The following is a 19,683-nucleotide window of genomic DNA, read 5'->3' as shown; positions in this document are numbered from 1 at the left end:
TGTAATGGAACTAAAAAAGGAATCCGATATTATCATCGAATTCCTACCTATTTAATTAGCTTTATTTACTACTGAATCGTCTTCTTGTATTTTCGAAATCCCAATTCCTGTGTAACCTAAAATTATTGCGAAAATAAAGCCAGTGTAGCATAATACTGCCCATGGAAGGTAGCTAAATGTGGATACACCTAATGTTCCAGCTATAAAGACACCTGACGTAGACCAAGGTACTAATGGGATAATGACAGTGCCTGAATCTTCTAATGTTCTAGATAAATTTTTGGCAGCTAAATTACGTTTTTTATACGTATCTTTATATAATTCACCTGTAATAATTAATGGTAAGTATGTGTTTGCTGTTACAAGTGCAGTCGTGATACAAGATAAGACCGTCACGAGAATTAAATCGCCTGTGCGTTTTACTAACTTTAATAATGCATTAACAATCACTTCGAGACAACCTGATACAGAAACGATACCTGCAAAAGTGAATGCACATAAAGCAATTAAGACAACGCCTGTCATTGATTGCATTCCACCTTGGTTGACAAGCCTTAATACTTCAGGAATGACCAATTCGGAATTAAACCCTACCTTTTCAACCATCGTAACGTTAAAGCCACTAACAGTAGCTAAGAAAACATTTTTTACTGAAAACCCTTGAACAAATACTGCAATAATCCCTGCGACAAAAGAAGAAAATATGATGACCGGTAATGTCGGTAATTTTTTGATTGTACCGTAAAGTATGATAATGGCAGGGAGAACTAACCAAATACTCCACGTGAACATTTCTCCTAAACCGTTTAACATGGCAGTAGTTTGTTCACTTTCAATCACTTTAGTTGAAGAAGAACTAAAGCCGACAATTGTATAGACAATTAAGGCAACAACAGCGGCAGGAATCGTCGTATAAAGCATATGTTTTATATGTTCATGTAGTTCGGTTCCAGCTACTAAAGGCGCTAAATTTGTTGTATCTGAAAGAGGAGATAGCTTATCTCCAAAATAGGCACCTGAAACAATCGCGCCAGCAGTTGCTGCTAATGACACGTCCATTCCAGTAGCAATACCCATTAAAGCTACTCCGACAGTTCCAACTGAACCCCAAGATGATCCAGTTACAATCGAAACAATTGCTGAAACGATAAATGCGATTAAGACAATAAATGAAGGGTGAATTATTTTAAGTCCAAAAAATATCATTGCAGGAATCGTTCCTGATATTGTCCACATTCCAATTAATACGCCAATAGATATTAAGATTAGCAAAGCAGGCATTGCAGCATCAATCTTTTCTCGGATACCTAACATCATATCATCCCAAGAAGCACCGACTCTTAAAGCAATAATACCAGCAAAAAGTGATGCTAGAATTAACAGGGGTTCAATTTTAATACCATATCCTGCAAATCCAATTGATGTTAACAAAAGCATTGCAATAATTGGAAGAGTCGCTTCCAACAAAGTAGGTTTTCTTTTCATATATATTCCTCCAATGGTTTGTGAGTATTAAAGTTACTCAAAATAGTTAACAATTAATTTAACTTGACTCATTGTTTCTAGCATTCGTAGTAAAACGCTCCCAAACTTTAGAATCGTATTTATAGCCTCTTTAATTCAAAGACTGAGAAAATTCATACTTTTAATTATAATTAGACATTAGTATAATTGAAAATATATATTAAGTGTATACTTGATACTTTTTATGTATGTTTTAATTTCTAGTAAGGGAAGTGAATATAGATGAATTTACACCGACTTCATTGCTTTGTAACGGTAGTAGAGGAAGGTAGTGTGTCAAAGGCAGCGAAAGTGCTCAAGATGTCACAACCACCGTTAAGTATGTTAATACGAAAACTAGAAGAGGAATTAAATGTAACTTTATTTGAGAGATATAAAAAAAGACTGCTCGTAACTGAAACTGGGCAACTACTATATGAGCGCGCTAAAGAATTACTATCATCATCGGAAAATATTGTGAAAGAAATTACAGAACATAGTGAAGGAGTAAAGGGGATTGTTCGGATAGGAACATCAACATCCGCAAATATTACTATCATACCAAGCGTTATCGAAGAAATTAATAAACAGTCATTAAATATTACATTGGACGTAAGGGAAGGCAAGTACACAGATATTTTACGAGAGCTTAGGAATAATGAAATTGATATCGGTCTCGTGCGAAATACTTATCAACCAGAAGATATAGAAATAATTAAACTATTGAAAGAACCATTATTATTGGCTTTACCTCCAGATCATCATTTATTACAAAAATCTACTATTGAACTAAATGATCTTCGCAACGAAAAGTTTTTAATGCAAAGAACAACCCAAGGACAAAACATTTCGGATTTCATATTAGAAGCTTGTCATATGAGTGATTTCACACCAAATATTGTCTACTGGGGAACTACCTCTTTACCAATATTATTAATGGTGAGAAAAGGTGTAGGTATCTCTTTTGTGCCCCAAAGTTTTTTACAGCTACAAGAAGAAATGAAATTACCTCCGATGGTGAAAGTATCTTCAAGTTACTTGTATAGCTATCAAAGTTTGATTATGTTAAAAGATCGCTACAGGACATCGGCTTCAAATAGAATCATAGAAATAATAAAAAAAATAGCAGTTGAGGCGAGCGATTTAAGGTGATACTAAGAGAAAGTTACATTTATTTAGGGCACGAAAAACTAAAATTCGCATGAGGACTTATAGATAAAACCTAGTCAAAATAAGGACAGAAATTAGTCGTTTTAAATGATAAAAAGTATTAGTTTATCCGCCATGACGTTTTCATAAGAGTATCCTCTTTAGCATAGCGAACACTGCAAGAGAGGATATTTTTCATCTTTGAACTTAATTCAATCAACCATCTTACGCCACTGCGCAACTCGCCCAAGTTCAATCACTTCATTTTTTCGCAATTAGAAGCACTTTCTGAGGGCAAGCTTTCCTCTATCTTACTTTTACTAGCCAGAGATCTTCGTAAACTAGCCATTAATCAGTTAAAACTAGTCGATTTTTAAGGGGAACTCGCCAAAACACATGGAAAACTTGCCGAATTGGTGTAGGAACTAGCCAAACCCCATTTTGAGGGGATTATCAAGTCACCCTCCTTTGCTTAATCAAATGCAACCAACTATAATAATACGAAAGTAAGTTAATTGAAGGAGCTTGTTTCATGAACACACGATATAAAATTACACGTCTTGATAAAGAAGGAAATCCAACGTTGAGCATAGAGGAATGCCAAAGCTTTTTCGCGAAAAAGTCGGATTTCGAATATAATGATTCATTTGGTGCGAGCCAAGATGGGGTGCACATGAAGATTGCAGGTCACTTTTTTATGTGGCATTTCGAAGATGTAAAAATCCCATTCCGCTTTTTCGAAGGTGAAATTTATGTAGCGGTTTCTCATCCAGATGTTTTAGAGAAAACAATGGAAATCGCGCGTTTACTTGAAGCGAATTATGTGGAAGGGTAGACTGGATTAACAAACAACCATAATAAAAGCCGCGCAATCAATAAGGTTGCGCGGCTTCATTCGTTTAAACTAAGATTTTGATAGCTCAATAAAGCCTTTTCCAAATACATCTCGTACATCATGGACTGCAATAAAGGCATCTGGGTCTAACGCTTTTACGATATTTTTAAGCTTTATAACTTCTTGTCTGCTAATTACGATATATAAAATTTCCTTTTGTTCCTTCGTATAATAGCCGTGCCCAGATAAAACCGTGACACCACGATTCATTTTAGAGCTTACTTGATCTGCGATGGCATTTGGATTTTTTGAAATAATGGTCACCGCTTTTTGAGGGTTCACACCTTCAATCACGAATTCCATCACCTTTGTTCCAATGTAAAGCATCATAATCGTGAGCATAAGTGCTTCTGCACCAATAATGAAATACGATGAAAAGGCAACGATTAAATCGAAAAATAGGAGTGCATAGCTAATATTCCATCCAAGGAATTTATTCGCGATTCTTGCTAAAATGGTCGTGCCGGCAGTTGTACCACCGACGCGGATAATTAATCCAATCCCAACACCAACAAAAACCCCACCGAAAATCGCATTAATCATAATTTCATCGGACTTGATGGACCAAGATTCTGTTAAATGTAAGAAAATAGAAAGCAATGTTACGGCGATAATGGTATAAATCGTCGTTTGTCTACTAAGAAATCGATAGCCGATCGCGATAAGGACAGCATTAATTGCAAAGCTGACAATACTCGGTGACCATTCCATTACATAATAAAGAATAATCGTTACACCTGTTACACCGCCCTCACCTAATTCGTTTGGAATGACGAATAAGTTGATCGCCAGTGCAAAGAGGAATGCGCCAATCATCATAATCAAAATATCTATTGTAACTTTTTTCATTTTTACACCACCGTTTGTGAATGAATTTTTTGAGCGAATAGCTTTTTCTCAAACAACAATTAAATTAATTTGAGTGGTAAAAAGGCATAGTTCTCTTTTCGAATAATTTCGCACGGTTGGAAAGCAATCGGCTGTTTAAAAATAAGTCCATCAATTACGGTTGTATGGAACTCGCCACCTTCTCCACAAGGATCAATGCCTCGAGATTTTAGCTCTTGCACATACTCATATGTTAATACTTTCCCTAAATCATCCTCCTGCATACCTAGTGTTAAGTTAACAGTCGTGATGATTGTTTTAAAACCTAAATGAATGAAGCGTTCCACTACTTCTAAATGATCAACTTGCCATAAAGGCATGCCGAGTTTTAAGTTTGCGATGTTTGCGACTTTTTCATGCCAACAACCGTGCTCAGGCATATCAAGATCACCTGTCACAAGTGCATCTGCTCCCAAACTTTTCATCTTATGTAGCATTTCAATAAATGTTTCTTCATAGTTTGCCCAACTAGCAGCCGCCAAATGAATCGGTAAGCCAATCGACTCGGCTTGTGCTTTTATAAAATCGACGGTCATACCATGTGAGCGGGAGCGTTTCCCATCTTCCTCTAGCACAATAATTAAACCGACTGCATGCCCCGTTTTCATGGCCTCGTATAAAGCGAGTGTACTATCTTTTCCCCCACTAAAGGAGGCAACAAACGTTTGACTGTCAGCCCCCGTTTTCCAATCTTTCAAACTTCCCATTATTAGTGACTCCATTCATCTAAGCATTCGTTTTAATCGTTTTGGACGACAAACTCAATGGATAATTCTTCATCGGTAAGCCGTGTTAATATCCCCTTAATTAAATGACTAAAATGATTTTCAAGCCAATCACGAGCAAAGGCATTCGGTGCAGTAATTGTCACCGTTGCATTGTTTTCATTATAAGACAATAATTTTGAAGACTTAATCCATGTATCAAAGCTTGGTTTCGAAACTTCCTGGCTCACTTGCGATAAAACATGATTCCATAGTTCCCCTAAATTTTCAAAGCTGATTGTTTCATTTATAGGAATTATCGATGACTCATTCGATAATTGTTCATTTGCTTCAAAGTAGTGCGTTGTGGATTCGTTTTCCTCCATTGTTGGAGTGACTGTATGCATAGACAGCTTTCCGATTTCGCCAGCGAGGAATGCGACGTTTTCATCCATTTCATCAAAACGTATGTGTAATCTTTGCTGCTCTTGTTTTATTTCTTGTAACAATTCAATGATCCGTTTTTCGTTCTCCATTTTAAATCACCTCTTGTTTTATAATATCATTAACTGTAAGCAAAATAAAAAATCCATAGTTTCTATTTGAAATAGTACTTTTTGATTATTTTTGAAACCCTCTATTTTTTTAACCCAGTTTTAACCTTTGCGATTTAAAATGGAAGAGATGACTGAATATTTAATCATCTAAACGATTAAAAAGAAAGGAGAATCAAAATGGGGAATCATAAAAAATTCTTGAAAGCAACAGTAGGTATCACATTAGCGGTCAGTTCTGTTCCGATCGTTGCGCCCGTATACGCACAAGCAGCCGCTTTTTCAGATGTTCCCGAATCCGCTTATTACTATGACGCCGTGCATGAACTAGCTGAGCGCGGGATCGTAGCGGGATATGGCGATCAAACGTTTAAGCCGAATACAGCGATTACACGTGGACAACTCGCGAAGATTATGGCAGGGATATTAGGGCTAGAAACGGAAGATATAGTGAATCCAGGATTTACCGATGTTACACCAAGCAATCCTTATTACGGGGCGATTGCTGCTTTAGCACAAGCCGGCATTATTAACGGCTACGAGGATCGAACATTCCGCGCGAACGAACCACTCCAGCGCAATCATTTAGCGAAAATATTGGTGGAAGCCTTTCATTTACAGTCACCAAAAGGCGCAACAATGCCATTAACGGATGTGCATAAAGATTACGAGGATTATATTTTAGCGCTTTACACAAATGGCATTACAACAGGACAAACGGCAACTGAGTTTGATGGGACCTCGCACGTAACACGCGGACAACTAGCAGTCTTTGTCGTGCGTGCAGAGGAAATTATTCTATCAATGGTAAGCCAGGAGGTAGAGGAAGAACCGAATATAGAACAGCCCCCTACAACCGAGCCAAAACCAGCACAGAATTTAACATTTAACGTGTCAGTAGAAGGTTTGGCGGAAATGTTTTCAACGGATCAAGAAATTGAAGTGGTGACAACAGGTGTCATTGCGCGGATGTATCGGGACGGGGATGTTGTCAAAATCACCTTTGTGTCAGAGGAAGCCATTCCGAAAGAGTCGTTTAAAGTGAAGATTCGCGGTGTCGAATATGAATTCTCCTTTAATAAGGAAGGGAACGAATGGATCGCAAAGAAATTGAATGAAACCGTTTCATCGGATTCAGGGTGGGAGCCAGCACCAACACCAAGCCCACCACCGACACCACCGCCCAATCCATCTCCGCCAAGTACGATTTCGGTAACGGTAAAAACACCACCAAAAGAAACTTACTTTGAAGGGGAATCACTAGATTTAGCAGCTTTAGTCGTCACGTTGCACAAATCGAATGGGACGGAAGAAGAAGTTGGTTTTGGAGCGTTTGCATCAAAAGGAATTACGGTAAGCCCAACTCAAGGGACACCGTTAACAACAGCGGATACAGCGGTAATCATTACTGTCGAGGGACGAACGGTGAGTCAACCGATTATCGTTAACGCAGCATCTGTTCCATCGAATCCTGTAACCGTTGTATCAGTAAAGACACCACCAACAAATGTATATATTGAAGGGGAAAAACTAGATTTAACAGGTTTAAAAGTGACGTTACAAAGATTAGATGGAACGACCGAAGATGTAGCATGGGTGGACTTCCCGTCAAACGGAATTACTACAAACCCAATCGATGGTGCGGTATTAACAACGGCAGATACGGAAGTAATCATTACTGTAAATGGGGAAACAGCTCGTCAACCAATTACTGTAAATAGCATGATTGAAGATGGAAGTGCCGCAAAACCATATTTAATCGATTCTGTCGCCAAATTACAAGCAATGGAAGGCTTAGATGGGGCTGGTGTTTACTTCAAACAGACTGCCGATATTGATATGACAGGTGAAAGTTGGACACCATTTGTCTTTGAAGGACATTTTGATGGAGACGGGAATAAAATCAGTTATGTAACGATTAATCAGCCAAATAGTGATAATATTGGTTTCTTTAGTGAGCTGAATGGAGAATTGCAAAATGTTCACTTGGAGGATGTGGATGTAAAGGGAACTCGTAATGTAGGCGGTTTGGTCGGTTTAAGTTCTGGAAGCATAACAAATAGCTACACGACAGGTAGTGTGGAGGGAACTCGTACTGTAGGTGGCTTGGTCGGAAATAGTTATGGAAGCATAGAAAATAGCTACGCGACAGGCAGTGTGACTGGAACTGGTGATTATGTAGGCGGCTTGGTCGGTAGTTCTGCTAGTAGCATAACAAATAGCTACGCGACAGGCAAAGTGGAGGGAAATAACGATGTAGGTGGCTTGGTCGGTATTGTAAATATTAATGGAAGCATAACAAATAGCTACGCGACAGGCAGTGTGACTGGAACTGGTGATACCGTAGGCGGCTTGGTCGGATATAGTTCTGGAAGGATAATAAATAGCTACGCGACAGGCAGTGTGGATGGAATTAGTGATGTAGGCGGTTTGGTCGGGTATAGCGGTGGAAGGATAACAAATAGCTACGCGACTGGCAATGTGACTGGAACTGGTGATGTAGGCGGCTTGGTCGGATATGTAATTAGTGGAAGCATAACAAACAGCTATTACGACAGTGATACAACAGGACAACCAGATAACAGTCACGGAATCCGACGTACAACTGTCGAAATGAAAGAAGGAACACCATCAGCATCAATCTACACTAACTGGGATATTAACATCTGGAATTTCGGCACAACATCAGATTACCCAACATTATGGGAAAAACCAGCAGTTACAACACCAATAACAGCTATTGATGCGATTACAGGCACGACTTTATTGGGAGAGGTGTTAACAGCAGGTGCAGTAACACCAGTAGGCGCACCAGTAACTTATCAATGGCAAATTGCGGATACGGCAACTGGAGAATTTACAGATATTCCAACAGCAAAAAGCAAAACATATATTCTAACTGCAAATGATGTAGGTAAATTCATCCGAGTTGTAGCAACAGGAGCAGGTAATTACTCAGGAACAGTTACAAGTAACGCAACAACAGCAGTAATTTCTAATATAGGAAGTGCCGCAAATCCATATTTAATCGATTCTGTTGCCAAATTACAAGCGATGGCAGGCTTAGATGGACCTGATGTTTACTTCAAACAAACCGCTGATATTGATATGTCAAGTGAAAGTTGGACACCATTTGTCTTTAATGGTCATTTTGATGGAGACGGGAATAAAATCAGTCATGTAACGATTAATCAGCCGAGTAATAATAATGTTGGATTCTTTAGTCAGCTGAATGGAGAATTGCAAAATGTTCACTTGGAGGATGTATATGTAAAGGGAAGTTATTTTGTAGGCGGCTTGGTCGGGCTTAGTTCTGGAAGCATATCAAATAGCCACGCGACAGGCAGTGTGGAGGGAACTGGTCAAGTAGGCGGCTTGGTCGGATGGGTTAGGTCTGGAAGCATAGAAAATAGCTATGCGACAGGCAGTGTGGAGGGAACTGATTATGTAGGCGGCTTGGTCGGATGGGTTAGTTCTGGAAGCATAGAAAATAGCCACGCGACAGGCAGTGTGATTGGACAGTATCAAGTAGGCGGCTTGGTCGGGCGTAGTTCTGGAAGCATAAAAAATAGCTATGCGACAGGCAATGTGACTGGAACTAGTAATAATGTAGGCGGCTTGGTCGGATATGTAATTAGTGGAAGCATAACTAGCAGCTATTACGATAGTGATACAACAGGACAATCAGATATTGGAAAAGGAACGCCACACACAACTGTCGAAATGAAAGAAGGAACAGAAGTAACAATCTACATTGGTTGGGATACTGATATTTGGGATTTTGGTACGATTACAGATTATCCAAGGTTGAAGAAGCAATAGAACAGAAATCACGCGTATGTATATGATCAGATACGAAGGTACAGGAAGAAATGAGTGCAAGATCGGCTCATTTCTTTTTTATGCCTAGCAATACATATTTTAAATAAGGAATCAAATACTAGAATGGGAGAAACGATTTTTTGCATGTATACGTCTGTATCGACTTCGAATTTCTCCCAACCTAGTACTATACAATAGTTTTTATACATTCGTCATAACGGTTAAAGCATATTGTTGTTCTTCACTTTTTCATATTGGGACCGCTGAATGGTTATTCATGTTTCTTATGCTGCTTCATCCGTTTAACCAAAAAACCGCCTTTAAACGATTTCGGCTCATAGGAAATAATAAACGCAGTTGGCTCATAATGCTGCACGAGCATAAACAATTCCTTCTCGCGATTACGATTTGTTAAAATTTCGTATTTATATCGCTGACTGTCGCGTCCTTCGCCTACGTATGTCGTTAGGGCAAATCCTTCTTCACGAATAATTTTGATTAATTCTTCATTGCGATTTTGTGTATTAATCATTACGTAAATATAGCCAATTGCGAGTTTTTGTTCAATGCGCGTTCCGATAATAATCCCAATACCAAATCCGACAGCATAAACGACCATTGCAAGGAACCCTTGATCGCCACTAAATACAAGTGACAGACCGAACACATAAATGAGCATCTCGACAATCCCAATTAACGATGCGAGCATAGTAATATTCTTTACTAGGAAAATCGTACGAAGTGTAAATAAAGGTACATATATTAGTTGAAGTAATAAAATAAGTATAATTTCTTTCATTGAAATCGAATCCTTTCCTACTAGAATATGCCCATCATATATGGAACGGATTTTAAATGCAATTTATATGTATAGTCTTTTAGTTCTACTGTATACGTTTGTTTAATAATCTGTATAAGTTCTATTTATGATGGTTTGAGGAAGGCTAAATACCCTTAATTTTTTAAATAACGACTGATTATTATTTTAAAATAATAATATTATACGAAAATGAAAATGATACACCTAATATTTGTATACTAGAAATAATAACCAAATAGTCTAAATTATTCTTGGGAGCAAAATTTTATTATGCTATTGTATGGATTAATCAATCAAATAGGCAAACCTTGAGAAATCTCGGGACGCAAAGCTATAGGGACTACGGTGAAAAACTATGTCAGCCAGTTGCCAAAGAGTACATTTTACTTTTTGTTAATATAAAGTTATGTAAACTTTATAAAAATAGAAGCTACTCTTTTTTAGGGTGGCTTCTATTTTTATGTGCTTTTTTGGGATTAAGTCATTAGGAGGAAATGAATATGAAGGTCGTAAAAATTGCAACAGCTGCGGCAATGACATTAAGTTTAGTCAATGCGCCAATCCATGTATTCGCAGATCAGCATCAACAATCGAAAGTGACAACAACGGTTATTAGCAATCAGGTGGAACAAGTTCCGCATGCGACTGTTAATAAGTTTAGTTTATATGGCAATGATTTATTACATGCCTATAATGAAACGTTTAAAATGGCGAATGTCAATATTACATCCATTACAAACAACGGTGGAAATTATCCGAATTCTCAACTTGAGAAAGCAATCGATGGAGAGATGAATACGCATTGGGAAACAGGGAGAGCAAACAGTGCAACATTCACAAATGAAGTGACATTTAACTTTGACGAAAAAACTTCATTAAATCGCATCGTATATGCAGCTCGTCAATCAGGTGCAAAAGGGAAAGGTTTTGCACAAGAATTTGAAATTTACCGTTCATCAACGAATGATGGTGATGATTTTACTCTTGTTACTTCTGGTGAGTACAAAGGGTCAACAGGAGATATCGTTGAAATTCAATTTGCACCAGCAGATTTTAAGCGTTTAAAATTTGTTTATAAAAAAGCAAATCAAAACTGGGCAAGTGCAGCCGAGATTGGTTTTTATAAAGAAGATGCGGTATCTGAAAAGATGGCTACATTATTTACAGATGATACTTTTAGCGCAGTAAGCGAAGAATTTAATTCGGCTGAGGCAATTCATCAATTAACAGAAGAAGTGAAAAATCACCCACTCTATCCGTTATTTAAAGAGGATTTAGAAAATGCTTATGCATTAATAAATCAGGGTGAAATCGAAGCAACTACAGCTGCAACACAAACATTCTCACACTTTGCGAATGAAGATTACTCAAAGCTATATAGAATGGACTACGAAAATATTAAAAGTATCCGAAACAATGCGGGGCACTATTCTACTGCTGTCATCGGAAATGCTATTGATGGGAATTTAGATACATATTGGGAAACGAACAAGGCGAATTCAGCTAGTTTCTCAAATGAAGTAGAAGTAGAATTCAAAGAAGCAGTAAAACTAAATCGCATTATGTACGGGGCAAGAAACTCTGACCGAAAAGGGTTTGCTGAGGAATTTGAAATTTATGCATCAGGGACATCTACAGGTGATACGTACCAGCATGTTGCAACGGGTCGACATGGAATGATTTCAGGTTTAATAGAAGCAAAATTTGAACCAACGACATTTAAACGCGTGAAGTTTAAGTTCAAAAAATCAAATCAAAACTGGGCAACATTGAATGAATTAGCCTTTTATAAAGAAGACGTAATCCAAGACAAGGTCAATAGCATCTTCACGGACGGTACAATGAGTGCGCTTGTGCCTGAGTTCAATAACATCGATCAAATCAATGCTCTAGAAAATGAAGCAAAAGAGCATCCTTTATATAATATTTTAAAAGAACGCTTAGATTTAGCGAAATCGATTGTAAATGGTGAATTAGCTGTTGGAGGAACGATTGTTGAAGCGGAACAACGCGGAGATATGGTGAAGCATGCGAAGGATAGGTTGAAATTTGGTTTCGGTAACAATCTTCAGCCGACTGGATTTGCAGCTCAGCCAGGAGATAAAATTACGGTATATGTGGATGCAGATACAAATGGTCCATTACCGAAGTTAGCATTTGCTCAACAAGAAGGTTCTTTCGCCAATTGGAGAAGAGAAGTTACACTGTCACCAGGTAAAAATGAAATAACTGTTCCAAAAGTGAATAAAGATAATTGGTATAAAAATGATATAACACCTGGTGGAAGTATTTACATTAGTAATCCATATACAAAAGAACAACAAGGCAAAGCTCCTAAAATTCGATTTGAAGGTGCTATAAAAATTCCGTTCGCAACAAAAGGTACGGACGTTGCACAATTTAAAACATTTTTACAAGAATATAAAATGAAAATAGATGAAGATATTGCGAAACATCCAAATAAGGAAAATCGAGAAGTTTTAGATGTTTTCGAATTTGTAAGTGATCATATTGTATGGACAGGTACTGCAACAGGTGCATATAAAACGTATATAGAAAATGGCTATAGCCCGTTACAGACGATAGAATCATACAATACACATATGGAAGAAATATTTAACTATTACGGATTAGATGCGAGAAGTGAAAGTCACGATCCGAAATTCATTCGGGAAAATGTACGACTTGCACAGCCATTCGGTTATATGTATGCGTATACGGACCATATCGGTATACAAGGCGATGTGATGGCGAATCTTTTACTTCCGTTTGAAGTGGGAGGTCCTAACTGGGGCTTAACTCATGAAATTGGACATAGAATGGATATGAACGCTCGATTATATGGTGAAGTAACGAATAACATGTTACCTCAATATATGTCGGCATATTACGGTAAGATTGATCAACGTATTCCATATGAGGCAAAAATTTATAAAAACGTCATCGAAGAAAATTTAAAAGATTACATCAGCCAAGATTACTTTGAAAAGTTATCCGTATTTTGGCAGCTAGAAATGCTGAGTCCGGGCTATTGGGCAAAATTAAATAGTCTGTACCGAGAGCGAGACGTACAACTAACAGATGGCGAATTTTCTAAACAACAATATTTAGTTGAATTCTCATCTGAAGTAGTAGGGCTTGATTTAAGTGAACATTTCGCAAGACACGGATTTATCGTTAGTGATGAAACGAGAAAATTGACGAGTAAGTACAAGAAGCCTGAGGGGAAAACATGGTACTTAAATAACTCAGTAGTAGATTACAAAGGGAAAGGCATTCAAGATAAAAAAATCTCTATTGGAACGAATGTACTTCCAGATGCAGCAAAAAATATAAATAAATTAAACTTTACAATCGATAAAAGTTACGCGGAAGATTTTTTAGGATTCGAGGTAATAAGAGATGGTAAAGTAATCGGATTTACTGCGACGAATAGTTTTGAAGATACAAATGTGGATACTACTAAAAACTATTCGTATCAAATTGTTGTTTATGATAAAAAATTGAAAGCTTCAGAACCTGTAGAGTTTAATTCATTCAAACCAACAATTGCAGTGGAAGACCAAGTAACGCTAAAATTAAACGAACAATTTGACCCAATGGATTATGTAAAAGCATTAAGCTTTGAAGGAAAAGATATTACAAAAGACATCGTTATTAAATCAAATAATGTTGATGTGACGAAAAAGGGTAACTATGAAATTGTTTATGAAGTAAAAAATGCAGATATTACGGCTACCAAAACAACTAACGTAACGGTAACGAGTGATTTTACGTATATTTCTGATATGGAAGCTAAATTAGCAAATATCCAGTATGGTGGTTTGAAAAAAGACGTAGCGCCATCTGGTAAAGCCATTACACTTCTTAGACAAGGTCTCGATGCAACGTATACGAAAGGCATCGGTGCACATGCGAATTCGGAAGTTGTTTACGATATCGAAGGAAAAGGCTTTAACTTCTTTGAAAGCTATATCGGCATCGACCAAGCGATGAAAGGGAGACCTTCATCAGCAACATTTGAAGTATGGGTAGATGATGAGAAGATGTTTGGGAGCGATGTATTTAAAGCAAATACCGAACATGAATTTATCAAAGTTCCTGTAGCAGGTGCAAAAGAAGTGAAACTAATAACGACGGATGCCAATAATGGGAACGCATCGGATCATACCGTATGGGCGGATGCGAAGTTTACAGTTGATTCTAGCCAACCTACATTAAACGTATTTGATGAGCTTACATTTGTGAAGTTAAACAGCGATTTTGATTTTATGCAAAATGTTGAAGCATTTGATGCAGAAGATGGCAATTTAATCGAACACGTAAAAGTAACATTAAATGACTTTAACGTAAATAAAACAGGCACATACACTGTACAATATTCTGTTACGGATAGTGACGGTCATACAGTTACTCAGACAAGAGAAATTTATGTATACAGCGATGCTACATTCGCAAGTGATACAGAGTGGAAATCGGCACAAACGGCTTGGAAAACGGTGAATAAAGATAAGTCTTCGAGTGGGGGATCCATTAAAATACTTGTAAATGGCGAAACAAAAGAATTCGCTAAAGGGATTGGTACACATGCGAATTCTGAAATTGTGTACGACCTGGAAGGCAAAAACTACGATTACTTTGAAATGCTTGTAGGGGTCGATCAAAATATTGAGGCAAACACAAAGTCAAGTGTGACATTTAAAGTTTTAGCAGATGGCAAAGAAGTATTTAACAGCGGTGTGATGAAGTATGACACAGAAGCAAAAGCTGTGAAAATTCCAGTAAAAGATGTGAAACAATTAACACTCATTGCAAGTGATTCGGGTAATGGGAATCAATCTGACCATGCAGACTTTGCAGATGCGAAGTTTTATATTTCAAACGGACTTCCGCAGCTTACAATTCCTAAGTCAACTGCAACAAAAGTAGGTACGCCGATTGACATCAATGAAGAGTATTCTGCAATGGATGCAGAGGATGGCGATTTAACGGCTGCTGTACAAGTGACAGGCATCGAACAAGTCAACTTTGACCGCGCTGGTAAATATGAAATTACTTATACGGTTACGGACAGCGACGGCAATGAAATCACAATGAATAGAACGATCTCCGTTGTTAATATGGATGATTACAACTATGTATCTGATTTCGACTGGACATCTACTCAAAACAGCTACACAGCGCCAAGGAAAGATGTATCTGTTAGTGGCAATACGTTACGATTAACGGGAGAAGACGGCAGTGAAAAATCGTACGAAAAAGGTATTGGTGCACACTCTAATTCCACGATTGTTTATGATTTAACAGATAAAGATGCAGATTACTTTACTTCATTTGTCGGTGTAGACCGCCAAATGTATGGTACTGTTGGTTCTGTTGTGTTTCAAGTGTTTGTTGATGGCGAAATGCAATTCGACAGTGGTTTAATGAACTCAAGAGACCCTCAAAAATTTACGGAAGTGAATATTAGTGGTGCCGGGGAACTTAAATTAGTTGTAACGGATGGTGGTAATGGTAATGGCTCTGACCATGCAACCTGGGGAGATGCTAAATTACATTTCGCTAACGCAAATAGTGTATGGACACAACATTTAAAAACAGCAATTGAAGAAGCAAAATCAGTTCAAGCGGAAGACTACACAGAAGAAAGTATCGCAGCTTTACAAGCGAGCATCACACAAGCAGAAGCGATTTTAGCAAATAAAAAGGCAACACAATCAGAAGTTGATGAAGCGGTTGAAATGTTAAAACAAGCACAACAAGATTTAGTATCCGTGTATTTAGATACACAACAATTAATAGCGGCTCTAGAAGCGGCGAAGTCAATTCAAGCGGATGGCTATACAGAAGAAAGTATCTCTGTCTTACAAGCAAGCATTGCACAAGCAGAAGCCATATTAGCTAATAAGAAGGCAACACAATCAGACGTTGATGAAGTGGTTGAAATGTTAAAACAAGCACAACAAGATTTAGTATCTGTGTATTTAGATACACAACAATTAATAGCGGCAATAGAAGCAGCGAAGTCAATCGAAGAGGAAGACTATACGGAAGAAAGTATGGCTACCTTACAAGCAAGTATTGCACGAGCAGAAGCCGTTTTGGCAAATAATCAATCTACACAAACAGACATAGATCAAGCAGTAGAGATGTTAAAACAAGCAGAGGAAGCTTTAATAGCGATTGATATGAGTCAAATAATCACGATACCAGATCAAGCTTTAAGCACATATATTAAACAAACATTAGACATTACAGGTGATATTACACTAGAGGATATGTATAAGCTAACAAGCCTAACTACGACTTCATCTCGAACAGAGCGCGTAACAGATCTTGAAGGCTTACAATATGCGGAAAACTTAATAACATTGGATATTACGGGCAATGAAGTGACAGACTTCTCCCCATTACAAGGATTAAAGAAATTAGAAAATCTAATGGCTGATCCTCAAGTAATCGAAATGCCTGCTATAACTGGACAAGATTCTATCTTTACTGTAGAAAATGTAGTAAAAGGTTTAGATGGCAAACATGTAAACCCTTCTCAAATTGCGATTAGACATAATCAAACATTTGAAGAAGTTGTTATTAATGTTGATGATCTAGAAGCAAATGCAGATCAATATACGATTGATCTAACAGAAGAGGATAAAGGTCTTTATACTCTCTACATGGTTTATGAAGTAGAAGGCAATTCTATTCAAATTATCTCGATGATTGAACATCAGTAAGCGACTGTAAAATAATCTAATCAATTACGCCTCGGCGTAATTGCGTCCAGATTTTTTCGGGCTTGCTCGAAAAACTTCCCTTAAAAATCTGTGGCATCCGCCGGGGCTTAACTTGATTCAGCCGGGGTTTGAACCCCCACTGAATAGAATTGCCTTTTTGGCATTCATCCCCCACTTATAGAAGTAGGGGACTTCTGCTGAATTAAGTTAAATAACTGTTAAGACCTAAGTGCGGTATTATGCTGAGCTTAGGTTTTTTCGTGTGTTCAATGGGTGTAAAATATTCTTGATGCATAAATTTGTCAGAAAGCTAAAGTTATAAATTGAGTGATTTTTCACTTAAATGTATAATAATTCAAAATGGATGTAAAACAGGAGATGAAAGCAATTGTTTCGTATTTTGTACATTGAAGATGAAAAAGAAATTGGGGGATGGGTGACGAAAGAGTTAACAGAAAGAGGATTTGCTGTTACATGGCTAGAGTCTGGTGAAGGTGTTGAGCATTACATTGGATCTGCCGATGTGGTCATTTTGGATGTGATGCTGCCTGGACTAGATGGCTTTTCAATCGGAAAAAGAATAAAGAGGGAAAATAATGAATTGCCTATTTTAATGCTTTCCGCCCGCACAGCGGTGGAGGATAAAATTGAGGGGTTAAATTTTGCGGATGATTATTTAACAAAACCATTCCACCCAGATGAATTAGTAGCGCGGGTTGAAGTATTACTTAGAAGATATCAAAAGAATGATGATGTATTAGACTTGCAGCACTTAAAAATACATACAAAAGAGATGCGAATTATGGACAATTTGACGAATGAAGAAATTCAATTAACGAACAAACAGTTTTATTTATTTCAATATTTTATTCGCCACTTAAATCAAATTCTTACAAAAGAACAGCTTTATGAAGGGGTTTGGGAAGAGGCTTACATAGAAGGGGATAAAACATTAATGGTTCATATCCGATATTTAAGAGAGAAAATTGAAGTAAATCCAGCGAAGCCACTCATTATCGAAACGATTCGTGGCATCGGATATCGGGTGAAACTATGAAATTTTTCCGTTCATTATTAGCGAAATATATGCTGATTATTGTATTAGCGATGTCCATTGTTCAAATAGCGTATTTAATTATTGGTATTTTTGTATTAGGGATAGCTAATAAAGAAAACTTAAATGTAAGATACGGTGAAGAAATCATCCATGAAAATAAAATTGAAGAAAAATGGCATGCAGAAGCGAATGAAATAAAAAACGTTGATCCTGAAGCAATCTCCCGGCATTTTAAGAGCTGGGAACAGCAATATCCTGAAGCAACTATGATTTGGGTAAGTGAGCAGGGGGCATTACTAACAAAAGTAAATGTGCACGAGCAACTTCCTGCTCAGTGGACACCTGCCTATACGACTAAGTTTATTAAAGCACGATATGGAGGAGACCCTTTTACCGTTATTGCGTTTCTTGGAGAAGATGAAGCGAATGGCTTTATTGTTTTAGAAATACCAAAATCGCTGTTTTCTCCACCACTAATGACTGTATACAATCATTATGGGTCTATTTTATTTTTCGGGGTTATTGCGATTATTTTATTTTTTATTAGTGTATCCTTTTTATTTTTTAGAAGCATACGAAAGCGTTTATTAAAGCTACAAGATGCGATGGAAATCCGTGATGTAGATGGATTACCAATCGAGATACCTGTGAAAAAGAAGGATGAAATTGGGCAACTGGAACATAGCTTTAATCGCATGGTGTTCGAGCTAAGGGAAAGTGAAAATCGTGAGCAACAAGAAGAACAATTGCGGCGGGAATTAATCGCGAATTTATCTCATGATTTACGAACGCCATTGACGAAAGTACGGGCACAAACGTATACGATTAGTAAAGAGGAGTTATCAGCTGAAGGAAAAAACGCAGTGAAAGCTTTGGAAACGTCGATTGTTAATATTGATGGATTAATGGAAAATTTAATGTCGTATACATTACTCATGGCAAGTAAATATAATTTTGAACCAAAAGAAATCAATGTCATTCGTTTTGCACGGGAGCATATGACGACGTGGTATCCTGTCTTTGAAAAGGAAGGCTTTGAAATAGATGTAGCGCTCCATTCATTTGAGGACAATAACTGGCAAGTAGATCCCCTTTGGTTAGGTCGTATATTTGATAATTTCTTTCAAAATGTATTACGGCATGCGAGCAGTGGACAATATATTGGGATTAAAACAGAATCAACAGCGCACTATGATGCATTTATCATTTCCGATTGTGGTAAAGGAATGAACAACGAATCCGATGCAAAAGGTGCAGGAATTGGATTGTCCATTGTGGATATTATGGTGAAGGGGATGGAGCTTGATTGGGACATCACCTCAAGTGAATCTGGCACCATCATTAAAATTATACGACGTAAGAAGCTGTCCGAATGAATTTTCGTGCAGCTTTTTTGGCCCTTCACTAATATCTTGCTGTAACTAGCCAACTTTTTCAGTAAACTAGCCATTTACCAGTTGAAACTAGCCGAATTAGTGCAGTTACTAGCCAAACCACGCTCACTACCTGAATTACTTTCAAAATCCTCTTTTTTTAAACGAAATTTAAACTTCGCAC

General features: G+C 37.6%; 11 protein-coding genes and 1 riboswitch. Of the genes, 6 read left to right on the top strand and 5 right to left on the bottom strand.

Annotated elements, in window-relative coordinates:
• Window positions 1-51 precede the first annotated feature (51 nt).
• Entirely contained in the window at window positions 52-1,485 is a 1,434-nt protein-coding gene (gene nhaC, locus MHI10_RS17385; protein WP_340787603.1) for a Na+/H+ antiporter NhaC, read from the bottom strand.
• 261 nt (window positions 1,486-1,746) lie between these two features.
• Here nhaC and MHI10_RS17380 point away from each other — a divergent pair, with 261 nt between their 5' ends.
• The gene (locus MHI10_RS17380; RefSeq protein WP_340787601.1) at window positions 1,747-2,655 is read left to right on the top strand and encodes a LysR family transcriptional regulator; all 909 of its coding nucleotides are present in this window, start codon (window positions 1,747-1,749) and stop codon (window positions 2,653-2,655) included.
• Between the two features lie 529 nt (window positions 2,656-3,184).
• Window positions 3,185-3,487, top strand: a complete 303-nt coding sequence (locus tag MHI10_RS17375; RefSeq protein WP_340787597.1) for an excinuclease — start codon at window positions 3,185-3,187, stop codon at window positions 3,485-3,487.
• Between the two features lie 69 nt (window positions 3,488-3,556).
• Here MHI10_RS17375 and MHI10_RS17370 read toward each other — a convergent pair whose 3' ends face one another.
• From MHI10_RS17370 to MHI10_RS17360, 3 genes are read right to left on the bottom strand one after another with little or no spacing between them, the layout of a single operon-like run.
• Window positions 3,557-4,396, bottom strand: coding sequence for a YitT family protein (locus MHI10_RS17370; protein WP_340787594.1), 840 nt, complete (start codon window positions 4,394-4,396; stop codon window positions 3,557-3,559).
• A 59-nt stretch (window positions 4,397-4,455) separates the two neighbouring features.
• A complete protein-coding gene (locus tag MHI10_RS17365) occupies window positions 4,456-5,142 on the bottom strand; it encodes a Dph6-related ATP pyrophosphatase (RefSeq protein ID WP_340787592.1) in 687 nt (228 codons plus the stop codon).
• A 32-nt stretch (window positions 5,143-5,174) separates the two neighbouring features.
• Window positions 5,175-5,675 (bottom strand): DnaA N-terminal domain-containing protein, encoded by a 501-nt coding sequence (locus MHI10_RS17360; RefSeq protein ID WP_340787589.1) that lies wholly within the window; start codon window positions 5,673-5,675, stop codon window positions 5,175-5,177.
• Window positions 5,676-5,873: 198 nt separating this feature from the next.
• Between MHI10_RS17360 and MHI10_RS17355 the strand changes: the two genes are divergently transcribed.
• Window positions 5,874-9,515, top strand: a complete 3,642-nt coding sequence (locus tag MHI10_RS17355; protein WP_340787588.1) for a GLUG motif-containing protein — start codon at window positions 5,874-5,876, stop codon at window positions 9,513-9,515.
• Between the two features lie 271 nt (window positions 9,516-9,786).
• Here the strand turns inward: MHI10_RS17355 and MHI10_RS17350 are convergent, their stop codons facing one another.
• Entirely contained in the window at window positions 9,787-10,314 is a 528-nt protein-coding gene (locus MHI10_RS17350; protein WP_340787587.1) for a DUF5698 domain-containing protein, read from the bottom strand.
• Window positions 10,315-10,625: 311 nt separating this feature from the next.
• A riboswitch (cyclic di-GMP riboswitch) is annotated at window positions 10,626-10,709 on the top strand.
• 126 nt (window positions 10,710-10,835) lie between these two features.
• On the opposite strand from MHI10_RS17350, the gene MHI10_RS17345 reads away from it, so the two are divergent.
• From MHI10_RS17345 to MHI10_RS17335, 3 genes are all read left to right on the top strand, one after another.
• On the top strand, window positions 10,836-17,069 hold the full coding sequence (locus tag MHI10_RS17345; protein WP_340787585.1) for an NPCBM/NEW2 domain-containing protein: 6,234 nt from the start codon (window positions 10,836-10,838) through the stop codon (window positions 17,067-17,069).
• A 388-nt stretch (window positions 17,070-17,457) separates the two neighbouring features.
• Window positions 17,458-18,126 carry a response regulator transcription factor gene (locus MHI10_RS17340; RefSeq protein WP_340787584.1) on the top strand — a complete coding sequence of 223 codons (669 nt, stop codon included), beginning with the start codon at window positions 17,458-17,460 and terminating at the stop codon, window positions 18,124-18,126.
• On the top strand, window positions 18,123-19,502 hold the full coding sequence (locus MHI10_RS17335; protein ID WP_340787582.1) for a HAMP domain-containing sensor histidine kinase: 1,380 nt from the start codon (window positions 18,123-18,125) through the stop codon (window positions 19,500-19,502). Before MHI10_RS17340 ends, MHI10_RS17335 begins: the two co-directional genes overlap by 4 nt.
• Window positions 19,503-19,683 lie beyond the last annotated feature (181 nt).

The sequence above is a fragment of the Solibacillus sp. FSL K6-1523 genome, assembly GCF_038005225.1.
Taxonomy (GTDB): domain Bacteria; phylum Bacillota; class Bacilli; order Bacillales_A; family Planococcaceae; genus Solibacillus.
This window is presented reverse-complemented; position numbering and strand designations above follow the sequence as displayed.

Excerpts from the sequence above, each read along its gene's own strand:
- MHI10_RS17360 (WP_340787589.1), bottom strand. The coding sequence starts at position 5,675 with ATGGAGAACGAAAAACGGATCATTGAATTGTTACAAGAAATAAAACAA.
- MHI10_RS17350 (WP_340787587.1), bottom strand. The coding sequence starts at position 10,314 with ATGAAAGAAATTATACTTATTTTATTACTTCAACTAATATATGTACCT.
- MHI10_RS17370 (WP_340787594.1), bottom strand. The coding sequence starts at position 4,396 with ATGAAAAAAGTTACAATAGATATTTTGATTATGATGATTGGCGCATTC.
- MHI10_RS17375 (WP_340787597.1), top strand. The coding sequence starts at position 3,185 with ATGAACACACGATATAAAATTACACGTCTTGATAAAGAAGGAAATCCA.
- MHI10_RS17380 (WP_340787601.1), top strand. The coding sequence starts at position 1,747 with ATGAATTTACACCGACTTCATTGCTTTGTAACGGTAGTAGAGGAAGGT.
- MHI10_RS17335 (WP_340787582.1), top strand. The coding sequence starts at position 18,123 with ATGAAATTTTTCCGTTCATTATTAGCGAAATATATGCTGATTATTGTA.
- MHI10_RS17355 (WP_340787588.1), top strand. The coding sequence starts at position 5,874 with ATGGGGAATCATAAAAAATTCTTGAAAGCAACAGTAGGTATCACATTA.
- nhaC (WP_340787603.1), bottom strand. The coding sequence starts at position 1,485 with ATGAAAAGAAAACCTACTTTGTTGGAAGCGACTCTTCCAATTATTGCA.
- MHI10_RS17365 (WP_340787592.1), bottom strand. The coding sequence starts at position 5,142 with ATGGGAAGTTTGAAAGATTGGAAAACGGGGGCTGACAGTCAAACGTTT.
- MHI10_RS17345 (WP_340787585.1), top strand. The coding sequence starts at position 10,836 with ATGAAGGTCGTAAAAATTGCAACAGCTGCGGCAATGACATTAAGTTTA.